Source organism: Thioalkalivibrio sp. ALMg11 (assembly GCF_000377905.1).
Taxonomy (GTDB): domain Bacteria; phylum Pseudomonadota; class Gammaproteobacteria; order Ectothiorhodospirales; family Ectothiorhodospiraceae; genus Thioalkalivibrio.
Genome location: NZ_KB898876.1, coordinates 102,275 through 127,366, shown reverse-complemented (window position 1 = coordinate 127,366; position 25,092 = coordinate 102,275). Strand labels below are relative to the sequence as shown.

The following is a 25,092-nucleotide window of genomic DNA, read 5'->3' as shown; positions in this document are numbered from 1 at the left end:
GCGTCGGCTGCAGGACTGGCCACCTGTCGACTTCCCCGGATTAGGTCCACGACGTCACCCGCCATCTCGCCCTCCCCACATGGCGTACCAGCAGATGCACGCGCGGCGAGGTGATCATGTCGTCCAGCACACACAAACCGTAGCGCTGCCGCGCCTCGTACAGCCAGTACCGCCCGAGCCTGCGGTCACGGGAAAACTTCAGCAGGAACTCCTGCTTGAAACAGCGATGGGCGACATGCCAGACAGGACCCAGCCAGTGATGGGCTTCACTCCCCGAAATGGCCATTTGACGGTCGAAATTGCCGCTTCAAGCCCGAATTCGGGCCCTGGTCCAGATCTTTTCATCGCCTTTTCCGACTCTTAGCGTGGTCCGACCCCGCGATGCGCAGCCACTCTCGACGATTCAGCCCTTCAGGGACGCGATGGCCTGCACCGTGTTCTCCTTCACCGGGCGCGACCGCTCCGGCTTGAAGTTCCGGATGTACTCGACCACCTCGGGGCCAGTGAGCACGGGTACCGACAGGTCGGGCGAACGCCCCAGCGAGACATCCGGGTGGGTGAACAGCACGATCGGCTGGATCCAGCGCTTCGCCTTGCGCGTCTTCAGGTATTCACTCAGCAACCACACCTGCTTCTTCACCTGCCTGATGGGATTGCGCATCTCCTTGCCATAGCGGTTTCCGCGACGCCCCGTCTTGCTCACGGTCCATTGCGGCCGGCTCTCGTCACAGTCGATCGCCCCGTTGTTGTGCTTCACCTCGATCACGAACACCGCCTCCGGTCCGGTCACCACCAGGTCGGCCTCCACCATCCCGGTGCGGGACTGTTCGCTGGGCAGATCCACCTGATTGAAGATCGCGAATGAATCCGGGAGCTTCGAAAGCCAGTCCAGGGCCGCATCCTCGCCGCGCGCCCCCGCCTCGATCACCGCGCTGCCACCGATGCTGCCATACAGGGCCGCCACGCCCGCAAGCGCCACAAGCCCTACGAGCGGGTGAATGAAGAAGGCCGCAACCGCGACCGGAAGGCCCAGGATCAGGACCAGATTCCGCCCCTTCGCCTGAATCGCCTTCGACTCCTTGGTCAATCGATTCGCGGTCACGTACCGGGTATTCGCCATGGCCCCTTCCTTTTCATTTCCGGAACGAATCGAACGCCTCCACAATGCCAGATTGAACCCGACTACTGGACCGGCTTCGTTCCGCGGCAGCCGGGATACTGCGTACACCCCCAGAACACCTGGCCGACCCGGGAGCCGCGACGTGCCTTCCGCTTCATCATCGCCTTTCCGCATTTCGGACAGGCCGGCCCGGCCGGGGCCTCATGCCGTTCGCGTAGCTGCTGCACGTGGGCCCGGTGCGTATGCCGAGAAGGCTCCAGCCGGCGACCCTTCAGCTGTTCCACCAGGGCCTGCACCTCGTCATCGCTCCACACCTTCGTGCGGAACGACCGGATGTAGCCCAGCAGCCCCAGGCCCCGGACCACGTTATCGGGCATCGGCGTCTTGAAACGACTGCCGCCGACGAAGACCACCACCGAATGGATCTTCTCGGGCTCGACCTGCAGCGCATCGGAAATCGCCCGTTCATGCCGGTAATTCTGGCGCAGCGGATTCTGGAAGCGAAACGACTGGCGGTAGAAACGTTGCGTCCATTGAGCCTGCCGCGCACCGCCAAAGATCCACCCGCGCATGTTCTTCGTCTCGATGACGAAAATGCCGAAGCGGGACACCAGCACATGGTCGACCTGCGTCGTGCCGTCGCCCGTCTCCAGCGTGACATCGTGAAGCGCATGCGCCGCCTTGCCGTCCAGCCCAACCGACAGAATCAGGCGAACCACAAGCTCACCCACCCAGCCCTTGACCCTCGGCAGCCGACCGATGGCGAACAGCACGACCAGGAGCCAGGCCCACCAGAATCGCAGCATCCCCTCCAGAAATGCCCCGCCCAGATTGATATCCATCACATCCTCTTCTTGGCTCTCCGGGCTAGTAAAGCTGGACACAGCGTCGGCCCCCAAGAAGGTCATGGGTGCCCTCTTCTTCTTGGGAAGCCACTCATTCCTGCGCCAGATCCAGGCACAGCTGGATATCCGCGCCGTCGATCGCTCCATACGCCCCGACTCCGACGCTCCACACCTCGCCGAAGACCCCGCAGCTTACAGCCCCACTCAAGGCCGAAAATGGCCACTCCAAGGCCCAAACCCTTTTCCGATCCGGCAGCAACCTGTTCATTGCACCCTACGCCTGGAGGTCCGACCCGGTCACTCCGGATCTAGACTTAGGGTACCGACGGGAGTGGTACCGCTCATCTGACAGGAGAATCGCATGCTGCGCATCGCTGCTGTGTTGCTGGGTCTCTTGCTGCTTGCCGGCTGCATCAGCACCCAAAGCTGGGAGGCGACGCGCGTGCTCCAGGACATCGAGGCCGGCGCGGGACCGAGCACGCTGAAGGACCGCACCCCCGAGCCCATGCGCCAAACGCTTACCCTCGAGACGGACGAAGGTGACATCGCGGCCGACCTCTATCATCCCCAGCAGAATGTGGGGGCCCGCATCGTCCTCGTGCCGGGCTTCACGCCACAGGGCAAGGACGACCGCCGGCTGGTGCAACTCGCCAATACGCTGGCGCGGGCGCGCTTCCTGGTGCTGGTGCCCGACCTGCAGGGCTCGAAAGACCTCAGCGTGCGCCCCGAGGAGGCCGCTGCCATCGGTGATGCCGCGGCCCTTCTGTCCCGCCTGGAGGTGGAGCGCGCAGCGGATGAACAATACGTGGGGGTCGCGGCGATCTCTTATGCCGTGGGCCTGGCCGTCCTGGCGACGCTGACGCCGCAGGGGGAAGAGGCCATCGACTTCCTGGTCGGGATCGGCGGCTACTACGACACGGAGAACGTCATCACCTTCTCCACCACCGGCGCCTTCCAGGAGCCCGAATCGGACCACTGGCAGACGCGGACGCCTGACCCGCTGGCGAAGTGGCTCTTCCTGCGCGGCAATCTGCACATGCTGGATGACCGCGAAGACCGCAGGATTCTCGAAGAAATTGCGCGACGGCGCATGGGCGACCCCAAGGCCCCCATCGACGACCAGGCCGATGATCTCGGGGATGAGGGGCGAAGCCTATTGGCGTTAATCCTGAACGATGACCAGGACCGCGTGCCGGAGCTCCTGAATGATCTGCCGGCCAGCGCGCAGGAGGCCATCGAGATGCTGTCCCTGACGAACCGCGACCTCTCGCATCTTTCCAACGGTGCCATCCTGATCCACGGTCGGGCCGACACCATGATCCCGCACACCGAAAGCGCGCGCCTCGCCCGTGCAATCGGCGAGGCCGACCTCCACCTGATCGATGGCTTTTCCCACATCGATCCGCAAGGCGTGGGGCTTATCGGCCAGTGGCAACTCATCCGCGCGGTGATGGACCTGATCGCGCGGCGGTCGAATTAACCCTGTGGATGGCAACGAGGTCCGACCTCGTCATGCGGAATCGAAATCCTCGCCACACAGGAACGCGCGGCGAACACAGCGACAAATGCAGTGGTAATACGGCGTCGCCTCGATCGAGACGAGCTCTTTCCTGGCTCGTGTCATCAGGACCCTCCTTGGTCCATGAACTCACCCCAAAACCTAGCCCGACCGGCTTAGACCGTCAAGAAGATCATGGGGGTCCACTTGTTCTGGTTTCTCAGCGGAAACTGAAATTCCAACAAGCACCGCTCATCTGTGCGCCATCCAACAGATGAATCGTTTCCACGTGTAGTAGTTTTCTCGTGTAGTAGGAAGATCCTGCGCACTCGACTCGGAATGGCCGCCCGGGATCGGCAGGGGCGATTGCCTCCGCATGAAGCTCCATCAAAGCCGGCCGACATACGTTGGGATCTCCAATTGATCATTAGAGGACTTACGAGCGCCCGCACTGAACACCCGCTTTCAACCGCTGCACCCGCCTGGCGGCGGCGCACCCCAGATTCCGCATAGGGGACTCATCGCAATCCAACATTCCGCCGGCGACCACAGCAAGCCCCTCGTAATCCCAATTCGCAGCCATCACCGGACTGTCGATGGGCCTGAAAGCTCGCCCTAATACCACGAACATTCGCCCACCCAACTGCCCGCCGAATCCCCCTTACCTACGTAATTTCTCGATGGATGCCATGGCGCAAGATCTGTTCCAACAGGTACTCAGCCTGCTTCAGACCTATCCGTATCTGTTCATTTTTGTCGGCATGCTCGTCGCGGGAGAAGTCGTGCTCTTGCCGGCGATATACCTGGCTGCGACCGGGCGCCTTGATCTTGCTGCAGTCATCTCGCTGGCAATATTGGCCACCGTCTTGTCGGACCTCGTCTGGTACGGGCTGGGAAGAAAATTCCCCGCTTCTGCACTCGACCGCATCCCTGGACGCCACAGCAACAACGCCGTTCGTGGTCTGGAACGCCTGTTCAATCGCAACGGCGTACAGATCCTGTTTCTATCCAAGTTTGTATATGGCACACGGACGGCGGCCCAAGTGCTTGCGGGGGTACACGATATGCGTTTTCGCACCTATATCATCGTCAATTTCCTCGGCGTCCTAACCTTATTTGCCGTCTTCGTTGCTCTCGCCTATTCGGTCGTCGGCACGACACGTCAACTTGCCGATTTGGTGGAGGATCTGGAGATCGCCTTCCTGATATTCATCGTGATTGCGGTGTCCGCCAATTATATCGCGAGCCGGGTGTTGAGGAACCGATGGTCTCGGTAGTCATACCAGCCTTCAATGAGGTCGGAACCATCACCGATGTCATTACGTGTGCACGCCAGCATCCTTGGGTTGGGGAAGTCCTCGTGGTCGATGATGGCTCTACGGATGCGACGGCCCAGGTCGCAGAGGCCGCGGGTGCCCGCGTCATCCGTCTGGCTCGAAACACGGGCAAGGCGACTGCATTGGATGCAGGCGTGCGTTCAGCGAAATCTAACGTCCTGTTATTTCTCGACGCTGACGTGACTGGCCACACACAGCAGACCTTGTCCCGGATCATGCAGCCCGTCATCGAGGGACGCGTCGAGATGAACGTTGGCTTGCGCGCTCGATCGACGCTGATGCTAAACCAGGCGCTGCGATTCTTCCCAATTATCGGCGGAGATCGGGCATTGACCCGCCGGCTCTGGGAGGCCGTCCCGACGAATGGCGTGCGGGGTTTCCAGATCGAGATCGCCTTGAACTACACCTCCAAGCAATTCGATAAGGGGATGGCATTCGAACTAGTGCGTGGTACGTTCCATCACATTAAAGAAAGGAAATATGGTGTCGTGGCTGGCGCTACCCAACGCGCGATGATGATCCGACAAATCCTTTCGATATCATTCCGGCTTTACATACTTGGCTGGATCAAGCGGAGGGCTGTACGTATCTGGAAGAGGAACAAGATGGATAGCGGAATTGATTTTTAGCTAATGTCTGATTCCCACCGCCAGGGAGGCTCTAATTGGTTTCCACGTTCGCACAGACGTCGGGGTCAGACCGTGCCCCATCAAGGGCACTCTGGCGAGCCCACAAAGATTCGACGCGAAACGCCGATACCCTTGATAAAGTGCCGGCCGCGATCCATCGCTGCCTTCCGCATGCGCTCGACACGGCCCAGTGCCGCCACGTGGTAGCTCCTTCCACCTCTGCGGACGTGCCGGAGGAAATGTGCCGGATCGATCTGCAGGCGGTCCAGGATCGGCGGGATGTGGTCCGGGATCGCCCCGCGCTTGTCCTCGCGAATCGCGCGCCCCGTCCAGTCGACCAGTTCCAGGTAATCGTCAGTGGTGAAAACCACCGCATTGGGATGCCCGTCATCGCCCTCGTGGCCCAGCGTCGTCAGGCGCGGCTCCGTGCGCTCCCCGGACTCTTCTCCGGTCGCGCCCGGCACGCTTGCACCCTCCCGGATACGCTGCTGGATGGAGGTGAAATCGGATCCCGCGGGCGTGTCCGCCATCCCCGCACGTACCGGGTTCAGATCCACGTAACTCATGCAGGTCAGCACCGCCGCATCATCCAGTAGCGCCTGGCTCTTGTAGCGGCCCTCCCAGAAGCGGCCCTTGCAGCCATCTTCCGCGTTCGCCCGCCGCGCCAGATGTTCGTTCAGGCTGCGCATGAACCACGAAAGGTCCTGCAAGCGCTCCCGCCACAGGGCGATCTGCGCCTGCGCCCCCTCGCGCTCGGCCTCCGTGCGCGTCTGCCCCGCCCGGTACCGCGCCACCAGCAACGGCAACGAGAACAAGCGCTCCCAGCGCTCCATCACCTCGTCTTCGCTCCAGGATGCTGCCCGGTCCGAGTCGAGCCGCAGGACCAAGTGATAGTGGTTGGACATCACCGCATAGGCGCACACATCCACCGCGAACACGTCCTGAAGCGCGCGCAGCCGCTCCAGCAACCAGCCGCGCCGGTGCTCGTAGTTCTTGCCCGAATAGAAATCCTCGCCACACAGGAACGCGCGGCGAACACAGCGACAAATGCAGTGGTAGTACGGCGTCGCCTCGATCGAGACGAGCTCCTTCCTGGCTCGCGTCATCAGGACCCTCCTTGGTCCATGAACTCACCCCAAAACCTAGCCCGACCGCCTCAGACCGTCAAGAAGATCATGGGTGTCCTCTTCTTTTCCCCTTGCCCGAATAGAAATCCTCGCCACACAGGAACGCCCGGCGAACACAACGAGAAATGCAGTGGTAATACGGCGTCGCCTCGATCAAGACGAGCTCCTTCCTGGCTCGCGTCATCAGGACCCTCCTTGGTCCATGAACTCACCCCAAAACCTAGCCCGACCGCCTCAGACCGTCACGAAGATGATGGGTGTCCTCTTCTTACAGTCAAGAAGATCATGGGTGTCCTCTTCTTCGGTCTGGCATGGCTTCCCTCCCTGGAATGCCCATTTGATGGCCGAAATGACCGCTTTAAGCTCGAATCGCGCCCTTCCTAGACCGGTTTACCGCTGTTTTTCCGTAGGTTACCGAGGTCCGACCCCGTTATTCTCGCTCATGGCCTGGGCGTCAAGCCATCATGGCCCTGGCGTGGAACGCCAAGTGTTCGCCGATAAAGGTCGCAATGAAGTGGTAGCTGTGGTCATACCCCTCCTGCATGCGCAGCTCCAGCGGGATCTTGCGTGCCGCGCAGGCGGCCTGGAGGTTCTGGGGAAACAGCTGCTCAGCCAGGAACTCGTCGGCAGTGCCCTGGTCGATCAGCGCCGGAGGCAGTGGCGCACCGGCGTTGACGAGGCAGGTGGCATCAAACTCCTCCCAGGCCTTTCGGTCATCACCCAGATAGGCGCTGAAGCAGCCCTCGCCCCACGGGCTGATCACCGGATTGCAGATGGGTGAGAACGCAGAGACCGAGGCATACATGCCGGGATTCTTCAGCGCGCAGACAAGCGCTCCATGCCCTCCCATGGAATGCCCGCTAATGGCGCGCTTGCCGGGAATGACAGGAAAATTCGCCTCGATGAGCGGGGGCAGCTCGTCGGTGACGTAATCATACATGTGATAGTGCGTCGCCCACGGCGGCTGAGTGGCGTTGACATAGAACCCCGCACCCTGACCCAGGTCGTAGCGCTCCGCAACGTCCGGCACACCCTCGCCCCGGGGGCTGGTATCGGGCATGACCAGGATCAGACCCAGCTCGGCGCAGTAGCGCTGGGCACCCGCCTTCACCCGCACGTTGTCATCGGTGCAGGTCAGACCTGACAGCCAGTAGACCACCGGAAGTTGCTGGCTGGCGGCCTGGGGCGGGAGGTAGACCGAGAAGGTCATGGCGCACCGGCATGCGGACGATTCATGTTCCCAACGTTCGAGCCAGCCGCCGAACTCCTTGATGCGTTCAAGCTGTTTCATCATCAACCTCAGAAAATGATCACAGAGCGGATGCTCTTGCCCTCGTGCATCAGGTCGAAGGCGCGGTTGATGTCCTCCAGGGGCATGGTGTGGGTGACCAGGCTGTCCAGCTCGATCTTGCCGGCGATGTAGTTGTCCACGTAGCCCGGCAGCTGGGATCGCCCCTTCACGCCGCCGAAGGCCGTGCCTTTCCACGTACGGCCCACCACCAGGTTGAAGGGCCGGGTGCTGATCTCCTGTCCGGCACCGGCAACACCGATCACGGTAGAGACACCCCAGCCCATGTGGGTGCACTCAAGGGCATCGCGCATGACGTTCACATTGCCGATGCACTCAAATGAGTAATCGACCCCGCCCTTGGTCAGCTCCCGGATGTATTCCACCATGGACCCGTTCACCTCGCTGGGATTGATGCAATCCGTGGCCCCCAGGGCCCTGGCCATCTCGAACTTGTCCGGGTTCAGATCAATGGCCAGGATGCGGCTGGCCTTGGCCATCACCGCCCCCTGGATACACGAAAGACCGATACCCCCCAGGCCGAACACCGCCACCGTGGAGCCCGGCTCGACCTTGGCGGTGTTGAGCACCGCGCCGATGCCGGTGGTGACACCGCAGCCCAGCAGGCAGACCTTGTCCAGGGGCGCTTGCGGATTGATCTTGGCCAGCGCGATCTCCGGCACCACGGTGTACTCGGCGAAGGTGGAGCACCCCATATAGTGATAGATCGGCTTGCCGCCCTGGGAGAAGCGGCGGGTGCCGTCGGGCATGTAGCCGGTCCAGACTGTGTCGGCGATGGACTGGCACAGGTTGGTCTTGGTCGAGGCGCAGTACTCGCAGTGGCCACACTCCGGGATATAGAGCGGAATGACGTGGTCGCCGGGCTTGAGGGTCTTCACCCCGGGCCCGCACTCGAGCACCACGCAGCCACCTTCGTGGCCCAGGATGCTGGGGAACACACCCTCAGGGTCATCCCCCGACAGGGTGAATGCGTCCGTGTGACACACACCGCTGGCAACCACTTGCAAAAGCACCTCACCCTCCCGTGGCCCTTCGACATCGACCTCCTCGATGGACAAGGGCTTATTGGCTTCCCAGGCGACAGCGGCACGTGCTTTCATGGACAGGCTCCTCATAGATTACCGAATAGGATAGCGAATCAGGGTATACGGTGCCGAACTGCACAAGCCGGCCAATACGGAGCCAAAGCCCGGCCACCGGTCCACCCGCCCCCAACCCAACCAGCCGCAGCGCGCCAACATACCCATCGGCCTGCCGTGGCCAGCCGACGCGACAACACACCCCCGGTATGGGTATCTTGTGGCCCCGGAACAAGGAGTTCCGCTTCCGGCCCCGAAACCGGGCGCGCCGGAATGGCAATGACAGGGAGAGAGCCGTCAAGAATCATGGGTGTCCTCTTCTTGTCCTAGAAGATGGTGGGTGTCCTCTTCTTTACGCGCCCGACCAGTCCAGAAACCTCAGGCCGTCAAGAAATCAGGACCCTCCTTGGTCCATGAACTCACCCCAAAACCTAGCCCGGCCGGCTTAGACCGTCAGGAAGATGATGGGTGTCATCTTCTTCTCCATGAATGGATAGGACTTTTTGGTCTGAGGAAGTTGGATCATTTCGGACGTCAAGAACATCATGGGTGTCCTCTTCTTTCCGGCCCGCGATCTTCCATCAGTACACATCGAAACAAATATCGGGTTGATCTACGATCTCACACGACCAACCTTCATCAGAAAATAAGTCCACACCCCTTGCTTCGAATACGTTATACGCCACGATCCCAGATGAATTCCTATGCCTCATCGGGAAGCTCGTTGGAACCAAGTCCTCATCCTTCCAAAACAGCACCTTGCAATGATTGCTCTGCCGCACACATACATGCGGAATTATTTCACTGTAGACGCCTTTTTCCAGCCAGTGGTCCTCATTAACAACCACAATCTGGTAGTCGCCAATGGGCTCCATCACCTTCCATCGATCATCCGCGATCGCATTGCCAGCTGATGCACCAAATCCTATCGCAACCGCTGCGCCGATAGCGGCTTGTTTGATTCTCATGTGGTCTCGCTCCCTGCTATTCTTTATATAAACCACGCGCCACTTAAGTCCACGCTCTTCCAACCATTATAATACTCGGCCCCAATCCCTCGACAGATGCCAGACCTTGCCTTTCCTCGAGCTTCCAGAGATCACAGCACCCTGCCTAATCCTGGCACCTCCGCCCTGAAACTTAATCGACCCGCCCCGGACCGCCAGAAGATTGTGGGTGTCCTCTTTCTACGCTCATGCAATCCCCCCCCAAAACCTAGCCCGACCGCCTCAGACCGTCAAGAAGATCATGGGTGTCCTCTTCTTTTCACCAGAGCCTGCGGTCGCGGGCAAACTTCAGCAGAAACTCCTGCTTGTGACAACGATGGGTAACGTGCCAGACATGGCCCGGCAGATGATGGCGACTCGCCCGTGGCATGGCTTCCCTCCCTGGAACGCCCAATTTTATGGCCGAAATGACCGCTTTAAGCTCGAATCGCGCCCTTTCTAGACCGGTTTACCGCTGTTTTTCCGTAGGTTACCGAGGTCCGACCCCGTTATGCCGTCATCTTCTTTACGCACGCTCATTGGGTCACTGGAACCTTAAATGACACCACGACATGTTGCGGATAGATTTTCTTCACCGCTTCTGCCAACCTGTCCATATTTTTTTCCATTTCCGAGATAGCGGTGTCCACACATTCATAATTATAATCGGTTAATAATCGAAGAACCCGAGCATTTTTAGGCCCCAATCTCTGTTCGATCAAATCGGCTGAAAATTCCGGCCCGTATTCGTACTCCAATTTCTCGACTACAGGCTGCAACTTTTCAACATGAAACTCTGAGCGCTGACGTATTACATCGACCGCCGACGAAATCGATTGCTCCATTACCGCCACCTCCGTGAGCAAATCTGGCTGCGACGATTCAATCAAAAATGCAAGCGCATCGTAGTCTATGCTTGGCGCATCCCACGAAAACCCTGCAACCGGCATAATCAAGTAATCGCGGTTAGGATTATGCTTATGTTCATCCAAAAACTGTTTTCTAAACGTCGCAAGTCGATTACAGTGTCTTGAAATTTCAAAAATCGCCCGATTTGCCGCCCGAACATCACTGTCTGCACGCCTTCTTCTATCTTTGTCGTCATGCAACCTAAATGCATACCAAGCACCGAAAAACGCGGCAACCAAGGTAACAAGAGCGCCTAGAATCCCATCCACATAAAACCCCAAACCGTTCTCTTTCGACAAAAACCCCGCCATAAAGCCCAAGAGACCCACCAAGATCGCCAACACAACCTGCCTATCCCCTTTCAAACCACTGTCACCCCCTTCATGTAGAAATCATGGGTGCCCCCTTATTCTTGCCTTTCTAGACCGGTTTCCTTCGCGTTTTCCGCACGTTATCGAGGTCCGAACCCGTTCTGGTCCGACCCCGTTATCTCTGCATTCTTGGTTTCCGGTCGTTGTCCCTGACAAGACGGCTCGGTGGTGGCGTCGGTCTTGGCTTCTCGCTGGGCGTTTGGTGCGTCTTGCCTTTGTCTTTCTCGCTCATATCCCCCCCCCTCAAAGATCGACCACAAGGACTATGAATCCCGATAGCGCGGTAAATAACAAGGAGACCACCAGTGCCTGGTTGGCTCTATGAAGGCACGCCGATTTTCTATCGTTCCTGTTCGAATTGTGATGCGCGTTCTCTGCATACTCGACCTCAAGAAAACGTTGCAATTCCTCATCGAGCCTTTGGTCCGGGATACGCGTTTCATAATGCGCAGCAAGCCTCACACGATAATCACGGATCTCCTTGGGTGTTGCGATGTAAGCGTAAGCGTGCCCCACATGCCCCCAAATCAATAAGGCAACCAGTGCGATCCATGCCAACACTGCCACAGTCCACGTCATCCCGAATGCAATCGTCAGCAGCGAATCCGCAGCCTCCCATGGGAAAGCCCGAAAAAGCGAGAACTGCGCGCCAGCAAATACCACCGCGATACTCACGGGCAGACTCAACGCCCGGCGCAATTCATTGCGACGATCCAACTCGCTCGCATAAGCCTCTTTTGCGTGTTGAAGTAGATCCATCTATTTCCCGCTAGCAACAGATTAGACAGACTTCTTGACATTGGGTCTGCATAAACACTCGCAAACCTTTCATCACCCCATGCACTGGTAGCGGGAGGCCCGGAATTGCTAAGCCATGCGTACTCTTTTCTAGCCCGCCCTCTTTCTGTTTGGCCCAAACCTCACCGCCTACGTTTCCTCCCATCTTCGAACGACCCATCCGTAACGACAGTTCAAATTCGACGGCGACTCGACAAAGCTCCTATTTATAATAACGGACCGCATCAGAAGCCAAGCAAAAATGGCGGACGCACCCGCAACCCAAATGTCACCCGCGTAAAAAAGAAAGAGGGCGATACCAGAGACAGGGAGGACGGCGAACTCGGTCAAGCGACCCATAAACCTGACAACCGAATGTTTCATGACATGATGTGTGCCGATGACCTCGTGCGCGACTGTATCAGAAAATGCCCTTATTGAGACCCCGCTGCCATCAGGATCGTTATGTCTGAGCGACAACATGAACCCCTTTCCCGGGCGCATAAACCCAAAACGAATAGGAACCCTCTCATCTTTCGCATGAACGCTACAATAGGGGTTACCAATCTCAATTTCGAGGTCGGGATCATTTGAGACTATCGACCTTAAACTATAGCCTTCAACACGGCTCGGGATGGATAGATGCGCGACTGAAGAATCCTTAACTAATGATCCGCAAAAGATGCGATTCCCGAAGTTCCACAGACGCACTTCTGTATGAGTATACCAGCCGCTCTCATCTGGCGCCCTAGTGTCTAGCCTCGAAGGAATAAAAGGAAACGGAGCATGGTTTTCGAAAAGCCCTGTGGGGTCGATCGGAAAACCACTCTTCGCATCCCTAGAGGTCTCAGACATAGCTATTTGCTCGACCGATCGAGACCTCCAGGATTGCCACTTGAAATAGAAGGTAATTAAACCAAATAGGACAGTGAGGACTGCAGCTACTGATCGAGCGATAGTTTCGAATAGGTGCAATTCGTCTCGGCCAATATTAGAGAGTAGCGGTCCAATATCGGGCATCAATTGGATTTCCTATCTATTGGGCATCACAGGGAAGTGGACCAAGATGCTCGCGAGAGTCTTTTTATGCATTGAGAACAAACGGTACAAATAAGGGCGCCGCGGCGCCCTTATTTATCTGCTGCTTAAAATCCATTTCTTTAGCGCGGTTCCAATAGGACGCGACCTTGCCAACCTCAATCCCAGCTCAAAGCCCCACCCGTCTGATACTCCGTAACCCGCGTCTCAAAGAAGTTCTTCTCCTTCTTGAGATCGAGCACTTCGCTCATCCACGGGAACGGGTTGTCGGCACCCGGGTACATCTCGGCCAGGCCGATCTGGGCGCAGCGGCGGTTGGCGATAAAGTGCAGGTATTCCTCGAACATCTGCGCGTTCATGCCGAGTACGCCGCGGGGCATGGTGTCGCGGGCGTACTGTGCCTCCAGCTCCACCGCATCATGGATCAGCGTGCGCATCTCGTTCTTGAAGTCTTCGGTCCACAGGTGCGGGTTCTCGACCTTGATCTGGTTGATCACGTCGATGCCGAAGTTCATGTGCATGGACTCGTCGCGCAGGATGTACTGAAACTGCTCGGCCACGCCGGTCATCTTGTTGCGCCGGCCCATGGAGAGGATCTGCACGAAGCCGACGTAGAAGAAGATGCCCTCGAACACGACATAGAAGGCGATCAGTTCGCGCAGCAGCTTCTGGTCCGCCTCTGGCGTGCCGGTGCGGAAGTTCGGGTCCGCCAGGTGCTTGGTGAACGGCAGGGCCCATTCGGCCTTGACGGCGACGGAGGGCACCTCGCGGTACATGTTGAAGATCTCGCCCTCGTCCAGCCCCAAGGACTCGACGCAGTACTGGTAGGCGTGGGTGTGCACCGCTTCCTCGAAGGCCTGGCGCAGCAGGTACTGGCGGCACTCGGGGTTGGTGATGTGGCGGTACACGGCCAGCACCAGGTTGTTCGCCACCAGCGAGTCGGCGGTGGAGAAGAAGCCCAGGTTGCGCTTGACGATGGTGCGCTCGTCGTCGGTCAGACCGTTCGGGTCCTTCCACAGGGCGATGTCCGCGTTCATGTTGATTTCCTGCGGCATCCAGTGGTTGGCGCAGCCATCCAGGTACTTCTGCCAGGCCCACTTGTACTTGAAGGGCACGAGCTGGTTGAGGTCCGCGTGGCAGTTGATGATCTTCTTGTCATCCACGCGGATGCGCTCGGCACCCATCTCGATGTCTTCCAGACCGGTGCCGGTCAGGGCCTCCTCGTTGGGCTCGGCCAGCGGCTGGCCGGCGTTCTCCGGCTCCGGCGGGACGCTGGGCGCGGCGCCGGCGGTGCTCATCAGGGCTTCGTTCTCCTGAAAGCCCATGCCCGGGCGTACGGCGGGTTGTTTCTGGCCTTCGCCTTTTACGGCGGCAATCGGATCGTCCCAGGAAAGCATAGTGTCCCTCTTCTTTCGGTGGCGGCCCGGCGCGGTGGCCGGGCCTTTGTTCAGTTTGTTGCGTGGTGCGGTTTCGGTGCCCGCTCGCGGGCGGGCCTTACTGGCAGGCCTCGCAGTCCGGCTCGAGGATGGAGCACGCCTTGGGCGCCTCCGGCTCGGCCGCCTGCTGGCCGCCGGAGACGGCGTTCAGCTTGTTGGCGCGCGAGGAGTCGGCCACGGTGCTCTTCTCCACGTGGGTCGCACCCATGGAGCGCAGGTAGTAGGTCGTCTTGAGCCCGCGCACCCAGGCCAGCTTGTACAGGGCGTCCAGCTTGGGCCCGGAGGGCTCGGCCATGTACAGGTTCAGGCTCTGGGCCTGGTCGATCCACTTCTGCCGGCGCGAGGCGGCCTCGACCAGCCAGCGGGTGTCCAGCTCGAACGCGGTGGCGTACAGGGCCTTGAGGTCCTCCGGCACGCGGTCCAGCGGCTGCACCGAGCCGTCGTAGTACTTGAGGTCGTTGACCATGACCTCGTCCCACAGCTCGCGGTCCTTCAGATCGCGCACCAGGTACGGGTTGATCACGGTGAACTCGCCCGACAGGTTCGATTTGACGAACAGGTTCTGGTAGGTCGGCTCGATCGACTGCGACACGCCACAGATGTTGGAGATGGTCGCGGTCGGCGCGATCGCCATGGTGTTGGAGTTGCGCATGCCGACCTTCTTCACCCGCTTGCGCAGCTTGTCCCACTCCAGGCGCTGGGTGGTGTCCATCTGCAGGTACTCGCCGCGGGTCTCGGCCAGCTTTTCGATCGAGTCGATCGGCAGAATGCCCTGGCTCCACAGGCTGCCGGGGAAGCTCTCGTAGCGCCCGCGCTCCTCGGCCAGATCGGTCGAGGCCTGGATGGTGTAGTAGGACACCGCCTCCATGGAGGCATCGGCGAACTCCACGGCGGCCTCGGAGGCATACGGCAGGCGCAGCTTGTACAGCGCATCCTGGAAACCCATGATCCCCAGGCCCACCGGGCGGTGACGCATGTTGGAGCGACGCGCCTGCGGTACCGAGTAGTAGTTGTAGTCGATCACGTTGTCGAGCATGCGCATGGCCGTGTTCACGGTGCGCTGCAGCTTGGCCTGATCCAGCTCGCCGGCCTCGCTGATGTGCGCGGCCAGGTTGATCGAGCCCAGGTTGCACACCGCGATCTCGTCATCCGAGGTGTTCAGGGTGATCTCGGTGCACAGGTTGGAGCTATGGACCACGCCGGTGTGCTGCTGCGGGCTGCGCAGGTTGCACGGGTCCTTGAAGGTGACCCACGGGTGGCCGGTCTCGAACAGCATGCCGAGCATCTTCCGCCACAGGTCGACGGCCTTCATGGTCTTGTACACGCGCATCTCGCCGCGCGCGGCCTTCTCTTCGTACTCGTTGTAGCGCTTCTCGAAGTCGGCGCCGATCCGGTCGTGCAGGTCGGGCGCCTCGTTCGGGGAGAACAGGGTCCAGTCGCCATCCTCGGCCACGCGCTTCATGAACAGGTCCGGGATCCAGTTGGCGCTGTTCATGTCGTGGGTGCGGCGGCGGTCGTCGCCGGTGTTCTTGCGCAGCTCGATGAACTCCTCGATATCGATATGCCAGGTCTCGAGGTAGGCGCACACCGCGCCCTTGCGCTTGCCGCCCTGGTTCACCGCCACCGCGGTGTCGTTGGCGACCTTGAGGAACGGGACCACGCCCTGGGACTTGCCGTTGGTGCCCTTGATGTGGGCGCCCATGCCGCGCACGCGGGTCCAGTCGTTGCCCAGCCCGCCGGCAAACTTGGACAGCAGCGCGTTGTCGCGGATGGCGCTGTAGATGCCGTCGAGGTCATCCGGGATGCTGGTCAGGTAGCAGCTGGAGAGCTGCGGACGCAGGGTGCCGGAGTTGAACAGGGTCGGCGTGGAGCTCATGAAGTCGAACGAGCTCAGCAGGTTGTAGAATTCGATCGCGCGGGCCTCGCGGTCGATCTCGTTGATCGCCAGGCCCATCGCCACACGCATGAAGAACGCCTGCGGCAGCTCGAAGCGGGTGCCATCGCTGTGGATGAAGTAGCGATCGAACAGGGTCTGCAGGCCGAGATAGGTGAACTGCAGGTCACGCTCGGGCTTGAGCGCGGCGCCCAGGCGTTCGAGGTCGTAGCGGGTCAGCTCGCTGTCGACCAGCTCCAGCTCGGCGGCGCGCTTGATGTAGGCACCGAAGTAATCGGCATAGCGCTCGGCCAGCTGGGCCTGGGTGGCCTCTTCCGGGCGGCCGTGCACGAAGCTCAGGGCCTCGCGGCGCAGCGCGTCCATCAGCAGACGCGCGGTGACCTCGGAGTAGTTGGGCTCCTTCTCGATCATCACCCGCGCGGCCATCACCAGCGCGGTGGAGACATCCTTCTCGGCCACGCCGTCGAACAGGTTGCGGCGGGCCTCGGTCAGGATCTTCTCGCCATCCACCTGCTCGATGCCGGCGCAGGCCTCGGCGACCACCGCCTGCAGGCGGTCCTCGTCCAGCGGGGCCAGGGTGCCGTCGGCACGGGTCACGTTCAGCGTGACGGCCTCGGCTTGTTCGTCCGCACCCTGCTCGGCGGCCTCGGCAGCGCGCTTCTGCGACTGCTGCTCGCGGTAGATCACGTAGGCCCGCGCGACCTTGTGGTGGCCGCTGCGCATCAGCGCCAGCTCCACGTGGTCCTGGATATCCTCGATATGGACCGTCATGCCCTGGGTCCCGGCGCGGCGGAACAGGCTGTCCACCACCTGCCCGGCGACTTCCTTCGACACCTCGTGGATGCGACGGCTGGCCGCGGCATTGCCGCCCTCCACCGCGAGGAAGGCCTTGGTCACCGCGACCTCGATCTTGGAGGCATCAAAGCCGGTCACCTTGCCATTGCGGCGAATCACCTGGTGCTGGCCCGGGCTGGTCGCCAGGACCTCGGCCGACGGTTCGGCTTGCGGCGGGTACTGGGTGCCCTGCTGGGCTGTGGCAGTATGGGAATCGCTGTGCATGACGGGCCTCGCGCTGGTGTTGGATCGAACGTGGGATACTATAGATCGGGGATCGGGAACTGCATAGCCACTAGATATAGTGCCTCAAGAAAGAACAAGCCGCGCACAAGCCGTGGGCAAGCTGTGGATAAAATCGGCCATTCCCCGTCCTGTCGCCATTCCTGGCGAGGCGCCCGGGTTATCCACCAAACGCCGATGTAGTGACTCCCCGCCGGGTGTCTGCGGCCCACGAGAACATGAAAATGTTTTATGGCCTGCGATTACCGAATCGGTATCGCGCGCGGGGACCGCTTTGGGGCATCCACGCCCGGCGTGGCGATGTTGGACAAAGACCCGCCGCGTCCCAATAATCCCCGCCTTATCGAACCCACTTTTTTGCGTTGCCGGCCGGGCCGGCGGCGCCAGCCGTATTCATCGAATCGACAGGGAGTACCGCATGAGCGACGCCAAGGACTCATCCGACAAGAAGAGCAAGCAGGCCGGCAAGCAGGACGCGCCCAAGGCCGCCGTCGCCACGGGGGCCATGCAGTCCGCCACCGGCGCCGTCTCGCTCTCCTCCGGCGGCGACACCGCGACCCAGCCGAAAAAGGGCGGCAGCGAGAAGGCAACGCGCCACTGCCCGCTGCTGATCCTGGGCTCCGGCCCGGCCGGCTGGACCGCCGCCGTCTACGCCGCGCGCGCCAACCTGAACCCGGTCGTGATCACCGGCCTGGAACAGGGCGGCCAGTTGATGACCACCACCGACGTGGACAACTGGCCCGGCGACAACGAGGGCGTGCAGGGTCCCGAGCTGATGCAGCGCATGCAGAAGCACGCCGAGCGCTTCGACACCGAGGTGATCTTTGACCACATCCACACGGTGCAGCTAAAGGACCAGCCCTACCGCCTGATCGGCGACTCCGGCGAATACACCTGTGATGCCCTGATCATCTGCACCGGGGCCTCCGCGCAGTACCTGGGGCTGGAGTCCGAGACCACCTTCGCCGGCAAGGGCGTGTCCGCCTGCGCCACCTGCGACGGCTTCTTCTACCGCAACCAGAAGGTGGCGGTGATCGGCGGCGGCAACACCGCGGTCGAGGAAGCGCTGTACCTGTCCAACATCGCCTCCGAGGTCACCCTGGTGCATCGGCGTGATTCGCTGCGCTCGGAGAAGATCCTGCAGGACAAGCTGTTCGAGAAGGAAAAGAACGGCAACGTCACCATCGAGTGGAACCACACCCTGGAAGAGATCCTCGGCGACGAGACCGGCGTGACCGGCGCGCGGCTCAAGAGCACCCAGTCCGGCGAGACCAAGGATCTCGAGCTGATGGGCGTGTTCATCGCCATCGGCCACAAGCCGAACACCGACATCTTCCAGGGCCAGCTGGATATGGCGGGCGGCTATATCAAGGTGCAAAGCGGGCTGGAAGGCAACGCCACTGCCACCTCCGTGGCGGGCGTGTTCGCCGCTGGCGACGTGATGGATCACGTCTATCGCCAGGCGGTCACCTCCGCCGGCACCGGCTGCATGGCCGCACTGGACGCGGAGAAGTACCTGGACAAGCTCGGTTGATCGCATGAGCGCCGAGGGCGACACCCAGGCACCGGACCCGTCGGAGGACGACACGGGTGACGTGGCGGAGCGCGTCGAGCTGCGCGACGGCCTGGCCGAGGTGGATCCGGCTGCCTGGGATGCCCTGACCGGCGGCACCGAGCCGTTTCTGCGCCACGCCTTTCTGGAAGGCCTGGAGCGCCACGAGTGCCTGGGCCGGCAGTTCGGCTGGTTCCCGCAGCATGTGCTGATCTTCCGCGACGACCAGCTGGTCGCGGCGGCCCCGGCCTATGCCAAGACCAACAACTACGGCGAGTTCGTGTTCGACTTCGCCTGGGAAGGCGCGTGGAACCGCCACGGGCTCAACTACTACCCCAAGCTGGTCGTCTCCGTGCCCTACACCCCGGCCACCGGGCCGCGCCTGCTGGTGCACCCGGAGGCGCCGGACTTCGATCACCTGCGCACCCTGCTGGTCCGCGCGCTGGTCACCCGCGGGCGCGAGCTGAACGCCTCCGGCGTGAACATCCTGTTCCCCAATCAGGACGATCTGGACGTGACCCGCGAGCTGGGCCTGGCCGAGCGCATGGGCTGCCAGTACCACTGGACCAATGCCGCGGACGGGGGTTACGCGGACTTCGACGCCTTCCTGGGCGCGCTCAGCTCGAAGAAGCGCAAGAACATCAAGCGCGAACGCCGCCGTGTGAACGAGGCCGGGATCGTGTTTCGCACCCTCACCGGCGCCACCGGGCAGGCGGAGGACTGGGCGCGCTTTCACCGCTTCTACGTGGATACCTTCGAGAAGCACATGGGCATCCCGACGCTGTCGGAGGCCTTCTTTGTCGAGACCGCGGCCGAGCTTGGCGACCAGGTGGTGCTGTTCGAGGCCCGGCGCCCGAGCGTGGCGGACCCGGATGCGACGGACCCCGGCGCGAATGGTGACGGCGAGACCATCGCCGCCGCGCTTTGCTATCGCAGCCACGACACCCTGTACGGGCGCTTCTGGGGCTGCACCGAGGACCTGGCCGACCTGCACTTCGAGACCTGCTACTACCAGGGCATCGAGTTCTGCATCCGCGAGGGGCTGGCGCGCTTCGAGCCGGGCGCCCAGGGCGAGCACAAGATCCCGCGCGGCTTCCTGCCCACGCCGACCTACTCGGCCCACATGATCCTGACCGAGGGCTTCGACCAGCCGGTGCGCGACTTCTGCGAGCGCGAGGCACAGATGATGCACACCCAGTGCGAGCGCCTGCACGAACACTCGCCCTATCGCCAGGCCCAGTCCGATGATGTGCCCGACCACTAACTTGAACCCGGCTCGCCCCGTGGGAGCCGGTCCTGTGGGAGCGGACCCACTCCCACAGGACCGGCTCCCACAAACCCCGCGCCCACGGTTTCATGGGCCCTCCCCGGCCGCCCACAACCGTCATCCCGGCCACCCCTCCCCCCGTCATCCCGGCCGCAGCGCAGCGAAGACCCGGGATCTCCCAACGCTGGCCACCCGCTTGCCCGTCCACCCATGGCCAGCCGCGAATATCCCGGATCGCCCTGTGGGAGCGGGCTTGCCCGCGAAGCCCCTGCCCGCGCTGGACTCCGCCGCACCCCATTCGCCTGCAAGCAGGCTCCTACAATGCCGCCGGCACACCGAGACCCATCATCCCGGCCGCAGTGCCCCACCTCGTCATCCCGGCCGTAGCGCAGCGAAGAGCCGGGATCTCCCAACCCAGGCAACAGGCTCGCCGACTGGACCTTCTCCGCACTCGGGGATCCCGGATCACCCTGTGGGAGCGGGCTTGCCCGCGAAGCCCCTGCCCGCGCAGGACTCTGGCCGATGGGGGCCGGGCCAACGCCCGACCGCGCAGAGGGCTGCGCTCCTACAGGGCCCCGGACACCCACCCCCACCTGCAGGAGGCCAGCCCTCTGGCCGATGGGGGCTCGTCCCATGACGTCCGGCCCGCAGATCACCCTGCCCTGGCTGGATCCGGAGCACCCGGAAGCGCCGTTTCCGGACCCGGCGCAAGCGCTGCTCGAGCCGAACGGCCTGCTGGCGGCCGGCGGCGATCTCTCCGTGCCGCGCCTGCTGAATGCCTACCGCTCCGGGGTGTTCCCCTGGTTCGAGGCCGGGCAGCCGATCCTGTGGTGGAGCCCGGACCCGCGCGCAGTGCTGGAGCCGAGCCGGTTCCGGCTGCACCGCAGCCTGAAGAAGGCGATCCGCAATCGCGGCTATACGGTCAGCTTCGATCGCGCCTTCGAGGCCGTCATCGACGCCTGCGCCGGCCCCCGCGACTACGCCGACGGCACCTGGATCACCACCAGCATGCAGCAGGCCTATATCGCACTGCACCGCACGGGGCATGCGCACTCGGTGGAGGTGTGGGACGGCCCGCGCCTGATCGGCGGGCTTTATGGCGTGGCGGTCGGGCGACTGTTCTGCGGCGAATCGATGTTCTCGCGCGAGCGGGATACCTCCAAGATGGCGCTGGCCTGGCTGTGCCGCCACCTGGTCGCCTGGGGCTGGCCGCTGGTGGACGTGCAGATGGAGACGGAGCACCTGCTGAACCTGGGTGCCGAGGCTATACCCCGGCGCGAGTTCATCGCGCGCATCCGCAAGATTGCGCAGGAGCCGATAGAACCGGGGCCCTGGCGGACCGACCCGGCGCTGAGCCCGCTGGATGAGGGGTGGCACAGCCAGACGTAGCATCCAGCCCCCACGGCGGCGCCCGGGCCCGACGCGGGCAGGGGCTTCGCGGGAAAGCCCGCTCCCACAGAGGGCGCTCGCTGGCCTCCCACGACCGTCACCCCGGCCAGCCATCTCCCCATCATCCCGGCCAGCCACCTCCCCGTCATCCCGGCCGGAGCGCAGCGGAGAGCCGGGATCTCGCGACACAGCCACCAGACTCATCCACTGAACCGTCTCCGCCCGCGGGGATACCGCGGAAGCTACGCGGGCAGGCCCGCACCCCCAATGCTCTTCTAACCGGCCAGCGGTGCTTTATACTCGCGGGCCATTGGGGGAACCGGGCGGGAGATTCGGGTGAACAAGGCAGGATCAAGGAAGACGCGGCGGACGCTCGTCGCCATTTCGCGGGCCGGGCTGCTGCTTGCGCTGGCCGCCATCACCGCCGGCTGCGCCGCGCTGGCACCCTCCCCGCCCCAGGACCAAAGCAACATCTGCGAGATCTTCCGCGAGCAGCCGCGCTGGTACGACCATGCGCGGGATTCCGAGCGGGAATGGGGCACGCCGATCGCGACCCAGATGTCGTTCATCCAGCAGGAGTCCTCCTTCCGCAGCCACGTACGCCCGGACCGCGAACGCCTGCTCGGCTTCATTCCGTGGAGCCGCCCCTCCTCCGCCCGGGGCTATGCCCAGGCCCAGGACCCGGTCTGGGGCGAATACCAGGACGATGCCGGCAGCCGCTTCGCACGACGTTCGCACATGAAGCACGCGACCGACTTCATCGGTTGGTACAACGCGCGCACCCAGCGTATGACGGGCGTGTCGCTGTACAACTCGGAACACCTCTACCTCGCCTACCACGAAGGCCAGGGCGGCTATAACCGCGGCAGCTACCAGAGCAAGCCGCAGGTCCGGGCCGCGGCCCGACAGGTGGCTCAGCGCGCCGACCGCTACGAGTCCCAGCTACAGAGCTGCGAGTCCGAGTTCCGCTGCCGCCGCTTCTACCAGGTTTGGCCCTTCTGCCGGCAGTAGCCACGGCCACGCTGTCCGTCATCGCGAGCGCCGCGAAACGATCGCCCGATGCTGCCCCGGCGCCGGGGAACCCCGACAGACTGCCACGTCGGCTACGCCTCCTCGCAGTGACGCAGCCCCAACCGCCCCACCACGGCCACGCCTCCCGTCATCGCGAGCGCAGCGAAGCGATCCCCCCAACGTTGCCCAGGCGTCGGGGCATCCCCGACAGACTACCGCGTCGGCGGGGCCTCCTCGCAGTGACGGAATCCAACCGCCCCGCCCCAACCTCCGACGCGTGACGGCCACACTTGAGGGAACCACGCCGCCTGTGTTCCAGTCTTCCGGGACACCCCCTTTGGCCGAGACAAGGACACACCATGAGCGACAACCCGACCGCAGGCTTTCGCTTCAACCACACCATGCTGCGCGTGAAGGACCCGCAGAAGGCGCTGGACTTCTACCAGCGCGTGTTCGGCATGCAGCTGGTGAAGACCCTCGACTTCCCGGAGTTCGAGTTCACGCTCTACTTCCTCGCGCAGCTTGGCGAGGACGAGCCGCAGCCGCCCAAGGACGCCGGCGAGGCCACCCGTTGGATGTTCAGCCAGCGCGGCATCCTCGAGCTGACCTACAACTACGGCACCGAGAAGGACGCGGACTTTCACTACCACGACGGCAACGAGGAACCACAGGGCTTCGGCCACATCTGCTTCTCGGTCCCGGACCTGGACGCGGCCGTGCGCTGGTTCGACCAGAACGACGTGGAGTTCGTAAAGCGCCCGGACGAGGGCGGCCTGAAGGACATCGCCTTCGTGAAGGACCTCGACGGCTACTGGATCGAGATCCTGGAACCCGCCCGCCTCACCGGCCTGGGCCGCTAGCCACTCGCCCGCAGTAGCCAGACACAAAAAAGGGGCCTTGCGGCCCCTGCTCCCATCCCGGGAGTACGGCCCCGCCCGTTGCCGGGCGAGGTCGCTGGTTGGTCCGGATCAGACCTTGGTGTAGCGCAGGTAGGAGCGGATCTCCTCGAAGCCCTGCGGGAACTTCTTCTGCGCGTCTTCGTTGCTGACCGTCGGCGGGATGATCACGCGAGCACCCGGGGTCCAGTCGGCCGGCGTCGCGATCCCGTGCTTGTCACCGGTCTGCAGCGCATCGATCACCCGCAGGATCTCGTCGAAGTTGCGGCCCACCGACATCGGATAGGTCATCATCAGACGAATCTTCTTGTTCGGGTCGATGATGTAGACGGAACGCACCGCCGCGGTCTCGCTCTCGCCCGGGTGGATCATCTCGTAGAGCTCCGAGATCTTCTTGTCGGCATCCGCGACGATCGGGAACTCCAGCGTGGTGTCCTGGGTGTCGTTGACGTCCTCGATCCACTTGTTGTGCTCTTCGACCGTATCGGTCGACAGACCCAGCGGCTTCACGTTGCGGTCCGCGAACTGCTTGGCCAGCTGGGCGGTACGGCCCATCTCGGTGGTGCACACCGGGGTGAAATCGGCCGGGTGGCTGAAGAAAAAGCACCAGGAGTCGCCGATCCATTCGTGGAAATCGATCTTGCCCTGGGTGGTGTCAATCTGGAAATTCGGTGCGGTATCGCCCAAATGCAGTGCCATGATGTACTCCTTTCATTCTAGAGGTTGGTTCGGCATCTCATGGGGCCGTGCCTCCATGTGCGAACCACCGTATCTGGATCCGCGCATATCGGGAATTACTAATTCACTAACGACTCGATAGCGGAAAGCTAACGATGGCCCGGGAAGGAAATGAGCCCTCCCCGGGCCATCCCCACTGGATTACATGCGGCGGAACAGCTCCACCAGGTCCTCGCGCATGTCCTGACGACCGACCTCTTCGGTTGTGAAGCTCTCACCGTCGAAATTCACTCCAAGCATCACCGCCTGCCCCGCCGCCAGATCGGGCTGGAGCGCCACCATGCGGAGGCCCTCGAGATAGTCGGCCACGGCTTCGTCGGCCTCCGCCACGGCCTGGACCTGCTTCTGCATCCACGAGGAGATATGCAGCACCAGGGTGCCGTCCCATTCGGACGCGGCCAGCTCCTGCAGATAGGCGTGGGCCAGCGCAATGTTCTCCTCGCGATCCAGCGAGCCACCCAGCGCGAGGTAGGCCACGTCCTTGTCCGCGGTCACCTGCACTGCGACCGCCGCGTCCTCGCCGGAACGCAGGGTCGCGATGCGGAAGCCGGCCTGCGGGGCGGCCGACAGCATCGACGCACCCAGCCCGCCGGCCAGGGCTCCGCAGACGGCGGACGGGTTGTTGATGACGGCCATCGAACCGGCCCCCATCTGGTTCACGATCGCCTGGCCGATACCGACACTGGCCATCGAGCGGACGGTCTGGTGCTCGCCGAACGACAGCGGCTCGGCCGAGGCCAGCATCGGGCTCGCCAGCAGGGCGGCGGACAGGGAAAGGGTGAGTACGCTCTTGTTCATGTGAGACTC

Annotated in this window: 20 protein-coding genes and 3 pseudogenes; 8 read left to right on the top strand and 15 right to left on the bottom strand. The window is 62.4% G+C overall.

What is annotated here, in order from left to right; all coding sequences use genetic code 11:
• Positions 1–70: 70 nt before the first annotated feature.
• The 3 genes and pseudogenes from D578_RS15575 to D578_RS0111280 form a co-directional block, all read right to left on the bottom strand.
• Positions 71–286 (bottom strand): annotated as a pseudogene (locus D578_RS15575) (hypothetical protein); the annotation flags it as partial.
• 117 nt (positions 287–403) lie between these two features.
• Positions 404–1,120 carry a nuclease-related domain-containing protein gene (locus D578_RS0111285; RefSeq protein ID WP_018950050.1) on the bottom strand — a complete coding sequence of 239 codons (717 nt, stop codon included), beginning with the start codon at positions 1,118–1,120 and terminating at the stop codon, positions 404–406.
• A gap of 62 nt (positions 1,121–1,182) precedes the next feature.
• Positions 1,183–1,962, bottom strand: coding sequence for a nuclease-related domain-containing protein (locus D578_RS0111280; RefSeq protein WP_026289311.1), 780 nt, complete (start codon positions 1,960–1,962; stop codon positions 1,183–1,185).
• A gap of 364 nt (positions 1,963–2,326) precedes the next feature.
• Between D578_RS0111280 and D578_RS0111270 the strand changes: the two genes are divergently transcribed.
• Positions 2,327–3,445, top strand: a complete 1,119-nt coding sequence (locus D578_RS0111270; RefSeq protein ID WP_018950047.1) for an alpha/beta hydrolase — start codon at positions 2,327–2,329, stop codon at positions 3,443–3,445.
• A 45-nt stretch (positions 3,446–3,490) separates the two neighbouring features.
• Here the strand turns inward: D578_RS0111270 and D578_RS16315 are convergent.
• Positions 3,491–3,589, bottom strand: a pseudogene (locus D578_RS16315) (transposase); the annotation flags it as partial.
• Between the two features lie 563 nt (positions 3,590–4,152).
• Here D578_RS16315 and D578_RS0111260 point away from each other — a divergent pair.
• Complete coding sequence (locus tag D578_RS0111260; protein ID WP_018950045.1) at positions 4,153–4,740, top strand: DedA family protein; 588 nt, start codon at positions 4,153–4,155, stop codon at positions 4,738–4,740.
• Positions 4,728–5,429 (top strand): glycosyltransferase family 2 protein, encoded by a 702-nt coding sequence (locus D578_RS0111255; RefSeq protein WP_018950044.1) that lies wholly within the window; start codon positions 4,728–4,730, stop codon positions 5,427–5,429. Before D578_RS0111260 ends, D578_RS0111255 begins: the two co-directional genes overlap by 13 nt.
• 80 nt (positions 5,430–5,509) lie before the next feature.
• On the opposite strand, the gene D578_RS0111250 is transcribed toward D578_RS0111255, so the two are convergent.
• The 9 genes and pseudogenes from D578_RS0111250 to D578_RS0111210 form a co-directional block, all read right to left on the bottom strand.
• Entirely contained in the window at positions 5,510–6,535 is a 1,026-nt protein-coding gene (locus D578_RS0111250; RefSeq protein WP_018950043.1) for a transposase, read from the bottom strand.
• A gap of 475 nt (positions 6,536–7,010) precedes the next feature.
• Positions 7,011–7,850, bottom strand: coding sequence for an S-formylglutathione hydrolase (fghA, locus tag D578_RS0111245; protein WP_018950042.1), 840 nt, complete (start codon positions 7,848–7,850; stop codon positions 7,011–7,013).
• Positions 7,851–7,855: 5 nt separating this feature from the next.
• Positions 7,856–8,965, bottom strand: a complete 1,110-nt coding sequence (locus tag D578_RS0111240) for an S-(hydroxymethyl)glutathione dehydrogenase/class III alcohol dehydrogenase (protein WP_018950041.1) — start codon at positions 8,963–8,965, stop codon at positions 7,856–7,858.
• A gap of 560 nt (positions 8,966–9,525) precedes the next feature.
• The gene (locus D578_RS0111230; protein ID WP_155996784.1) at positions 9,526–9,912 is read right to left on the bottom strand and encodes a hypothetical protein; all 387 of its coding nucleotides are present in this window, start codon (positions 9,910–9,912) and stop codon (positions 9,526–9,528) included.
• Positions 9,913–10,213: 301 nt separating this feature from the next.
• Positions 10,214–10,321, bottom strand: a pseudogene (locus D578_RS15940) (transposase); the annotation flags it as partial.
• Positions 10,322–10,466: 145 nt separating this feature from the next.
• Positions 10,467–11,180, bottom strand: coding sequence for a hypothetical protein (locus D578_RS15935; protein WP_155996783.1), 714 nt, complete (start codon positions 11,178–11,180; stop codon positions 10,467–10,469).
• Positions 11,181–11,453: 273 nt separating this feature from the next.
• A complete protein-coding gene (locus D578_RS0111220; RefSeq protein ID WP_018950037.1) occupies positions 11,454–11,969 on the bottom strand; it encodes a hypothetical protein in 516 nt (171 codons plus the stop codon).
• A 1,214-nt stretch (positions 11,970–13,183) separates the two neighbouring features.
• Positions 13,184–14,422, bottom strand: coding sequence for a ribonucleotide-diphosphate reductase subunit beta (locus tag D578_RS0111215; RefSeq protein ID WP_018950036.1), 1,239 nt, complete (start codon positions 14,420–14,422; stop codon positions 13,184–13,186).
• Positions 14,423–14,519: 97 nt separating this feature from the next.
• Positions 14,520–17,414, bottom strand: a complete 2,895-nt coding sequence (locus D578_RS0111210) for a ribonucleoside-diphosphate reductase subunit alpha (protein ID WP_018950035.1) — start codon at positions 17,412–17,414, stop codon at positions 14,520–14,522.
• Positions 17,415–17,850: 436 nt separating this feature from the next.
• On the opposite strand from D578_RS0111210, the gene trxB reads away from it, so the two are divergent.
• The 5 genes from trxB (at position 17,851) to gloA (ending at position 23,511) form a co-directional block, all read left to right on the top strand.
• The gene (gene trxB, locus D578_RS0111205; protein WP_018950034.1) at positions 17,851–18,966 is read left to right on the top strand and encodes a thioredoxin-disulfide reductase; all 1,116 of its coding nucleotides are present in this window, start codon (positions 17,851–17,853) and stop codon (positions 18,964–18,966) included.
• A 4-nt stretch (positions 18,967–18,970) separates the two neighbouring features.
• Positions 18,971–20,248 carry a GNAT family N-acetyltransferase gene (locus D578_RS0111200; protein WP_018950033.1) on the top strand — a complete coding sequence of 426 codons (1,278 nt, stop codon included), beginning with the start codon at positions 18,971–18,973 and terminating at the stop codon, positions 20,246–20,248.
• A gap of 636 nt (positions 20,249–20,884) precedes the next feature.
• Positions 20,885–21,640, top strand: a complete 756-nt coding sequence (gene aat, locus D578_RS0111195) for a leucyl/phenylalanyl-tRNA--protein transferase (protein WP_018950032.1) — start codon at positions 20,885–20,887, stop codon at positions 21,638–21,640.
• 336 nt (positions 21,641–21,976) lie between these two features.
• Positions 21,977–22,651 carry a hypothetical protein gene (locus D578_RS0111190; protein WP_018950031.1) on the top strand — a complete coding sequence of 225 codons (675 nt, stop codon included), beginning with the start codon at positions 21,977–21,979 and terminating at the stop codon, positions 22,649–22,651.
• A 359-nt stretch (positions 22,652–23,010) separates the two neighbouring features.
• Complete coding sequence (gene gloA, locus D578_RS0111185; RefSeq protein WP_018950030.1) at positions 23,011–23,511, top strand: lactoylglutathione lyase; 501 nt, start codon at positions 23,011–23,013, stop codon at positions 23,509–23,511.
• 108 nt (positions 23,512–23,619) lie between these two features.
• Here the strand turns inward: gloA and D578_RS0111180 are convergent, their stop codons facing one another.
• Together D578_RS0111180 and D578_RS0111175 are read right to left on the bottom strand one after the other, a co-directional pair.
• Positions 23,620–24,246 carry a peroxiredoxin gene (locus D578_RS0111180; protein ID WP_018950029.1) on the bottom strand — a complete coding sequence of 209 codons (627 nt, stop codon included), beginning with the start codon at positions 24,244–24,246 and terminating at the stop codon, positions 23,620–23,622.
• A 180-nt stretch (positions 24,247–24,426) separates the two neighbouring features.
• Positions 24,427–25,083, bottom strand: a complete 657-nt coding sequence (locus D578_RS0111175; RefSeq protein ID WP_018950028.1) for a hypothetical protein — start codon at positions 25,081–25,083, stop codon at positions 24,427–24,429.
• Positions 25,084–25,092: the final 9 nt, after the last annotated feature.

What these genes read in the sequence shown, in the direction of transcription:
- fghA (WP_018950042.1), bottom strand. Translation starts at nt 7,850, where the DNA reads ATGATGAAACAGCTTGAACGCATCAAGGAGTTCGGCGGCTGGCTCGAA.
- D578_RS0111175 (WP_018950028.1), bottom strand. Translation starts at nt 25,083, where the DNA reads ATGAACAAGAGCGTACTCACCCTTTCCCTGTCCGCCGCCCTGCTGGCG.
- D578_RS0111220 (WP_018950037.1), bottom strand. Translation starts at nt 11,969, where the DNA reads ATGGATCTACTTCAACACGCAAAAGAGGCTTATGCGAGCGAGTTGGAT.
- D578_RS0111255 (WP_018950044.1), top strand. Translation starts at nt 4,728, where the DNA reads ATGGTCTCGGTAGTCATACCAGCCTTCAATGAGGTCGGAACCATCACC.
- D578_RS0111210 (WP_018950035.1), bottom strand. Translation starts at nt 17,414, where the DNA reads ATGCACAGCGATTCCCATACTGCCACAGCCCAGCAGGGCACCCAGTAC.
- D578_RS0111230 (WP_155996784.1), bottom strand. Translation starts at nt 9,912, where the DNA reads ATGAGAATCAAACAAGCCGCTATCGGCGCAGCGGTTGCGATAGGATTT.
- D578_RS0111280 (WP_026289311.1), bottom strand. Translation starts at nt 1,962, where the DNA reads ATGGATATCAATCTGGGCGGGGCATTTCTGGAGGGGATGCTGCGATTC.
- D578_RS0111250 (WP_018950043.1), bottom strand. Translation starts at nt 6,535, where the DNA reads ATGACGCGAGCCAGGAAGGAGCTCGTCTCGATCGAGGCGACGCCGTAC.
- aat (WP_018950032.1), top strand. Translation starts at nt 20,885, where the DNA reads ATGACGTCCGGCCCGCAGATCACCCTGCCCTGGCTGGATCCGGAGCAC.
- D578_RS0111215 (WP_018950036.1), bottom strand. Translation starts at nt 14,422, where the DNA reads ATGCTTTCCTGGGACGATCCGATTGCCGCCGTAAAAGGCGAAGGCCAG.
- D578_RS0111285 (WP_018950050.1), bottom strand. Translation starts at nt 1,120, where the DNA reads ATGGCGAATACCCGGTACGTGACCGCGAATCGATTGACCAAGGAGTCG.
- gloA (WP_018950030.1), top strand. Translation starts at nt 23,011, where the DNA reads ATGAGCGACAACCCGACCGCAGGCTTTCGCTTCAACCACACCATGCTG.
- D578_RS0111180 (WP_018950029.1), bottom strand. Translation starts at nt 24,246, where the DNA reads ATGGCACTGCATTTGGGCGATACCGCACCGAATTTCCAGATTGACACC.
- D578_RS0111200 (WP_018950033.1), top strand. Translation starts at nt 18,971, where the DNA reads ATGAGCGCCGAGGGCGACACCCAGGCACCGGACCCGTCGGAGGACGAC.
- D578_RS0111260 (WP_018950045.1), top strand. Translation starts at nt 4,153, where the DNA reads ATGGCGCAAGATCTGTTCCAACAGGTACTCAGCCTGCTTCAGACCTAT.
- D578_RS0111240 (WP_018950041.1), bottom strand. Translation starts at nt 8,965, where the DNA reads ATGAAAGCACGTGCCGCTGTCGCCTGGGAAGCCAATAAGCCCTTGTCC.
- trxB (WP_018950034.1), top strand. Translation starts at nt 17,851, where the DNA reads ATGAGCGACGCCAAGGACTCATCCGACAAGAAGAGCAAGCAGGCCGGC.
- D578_RS0111270 (WP_018950047.1), top strand. Translation starts at nt 2,327, where the DNA reads ATGCTGCGCATCGCTGCTGTGTTGCTGGGTCTCTTGCTGCTTGCCGGC.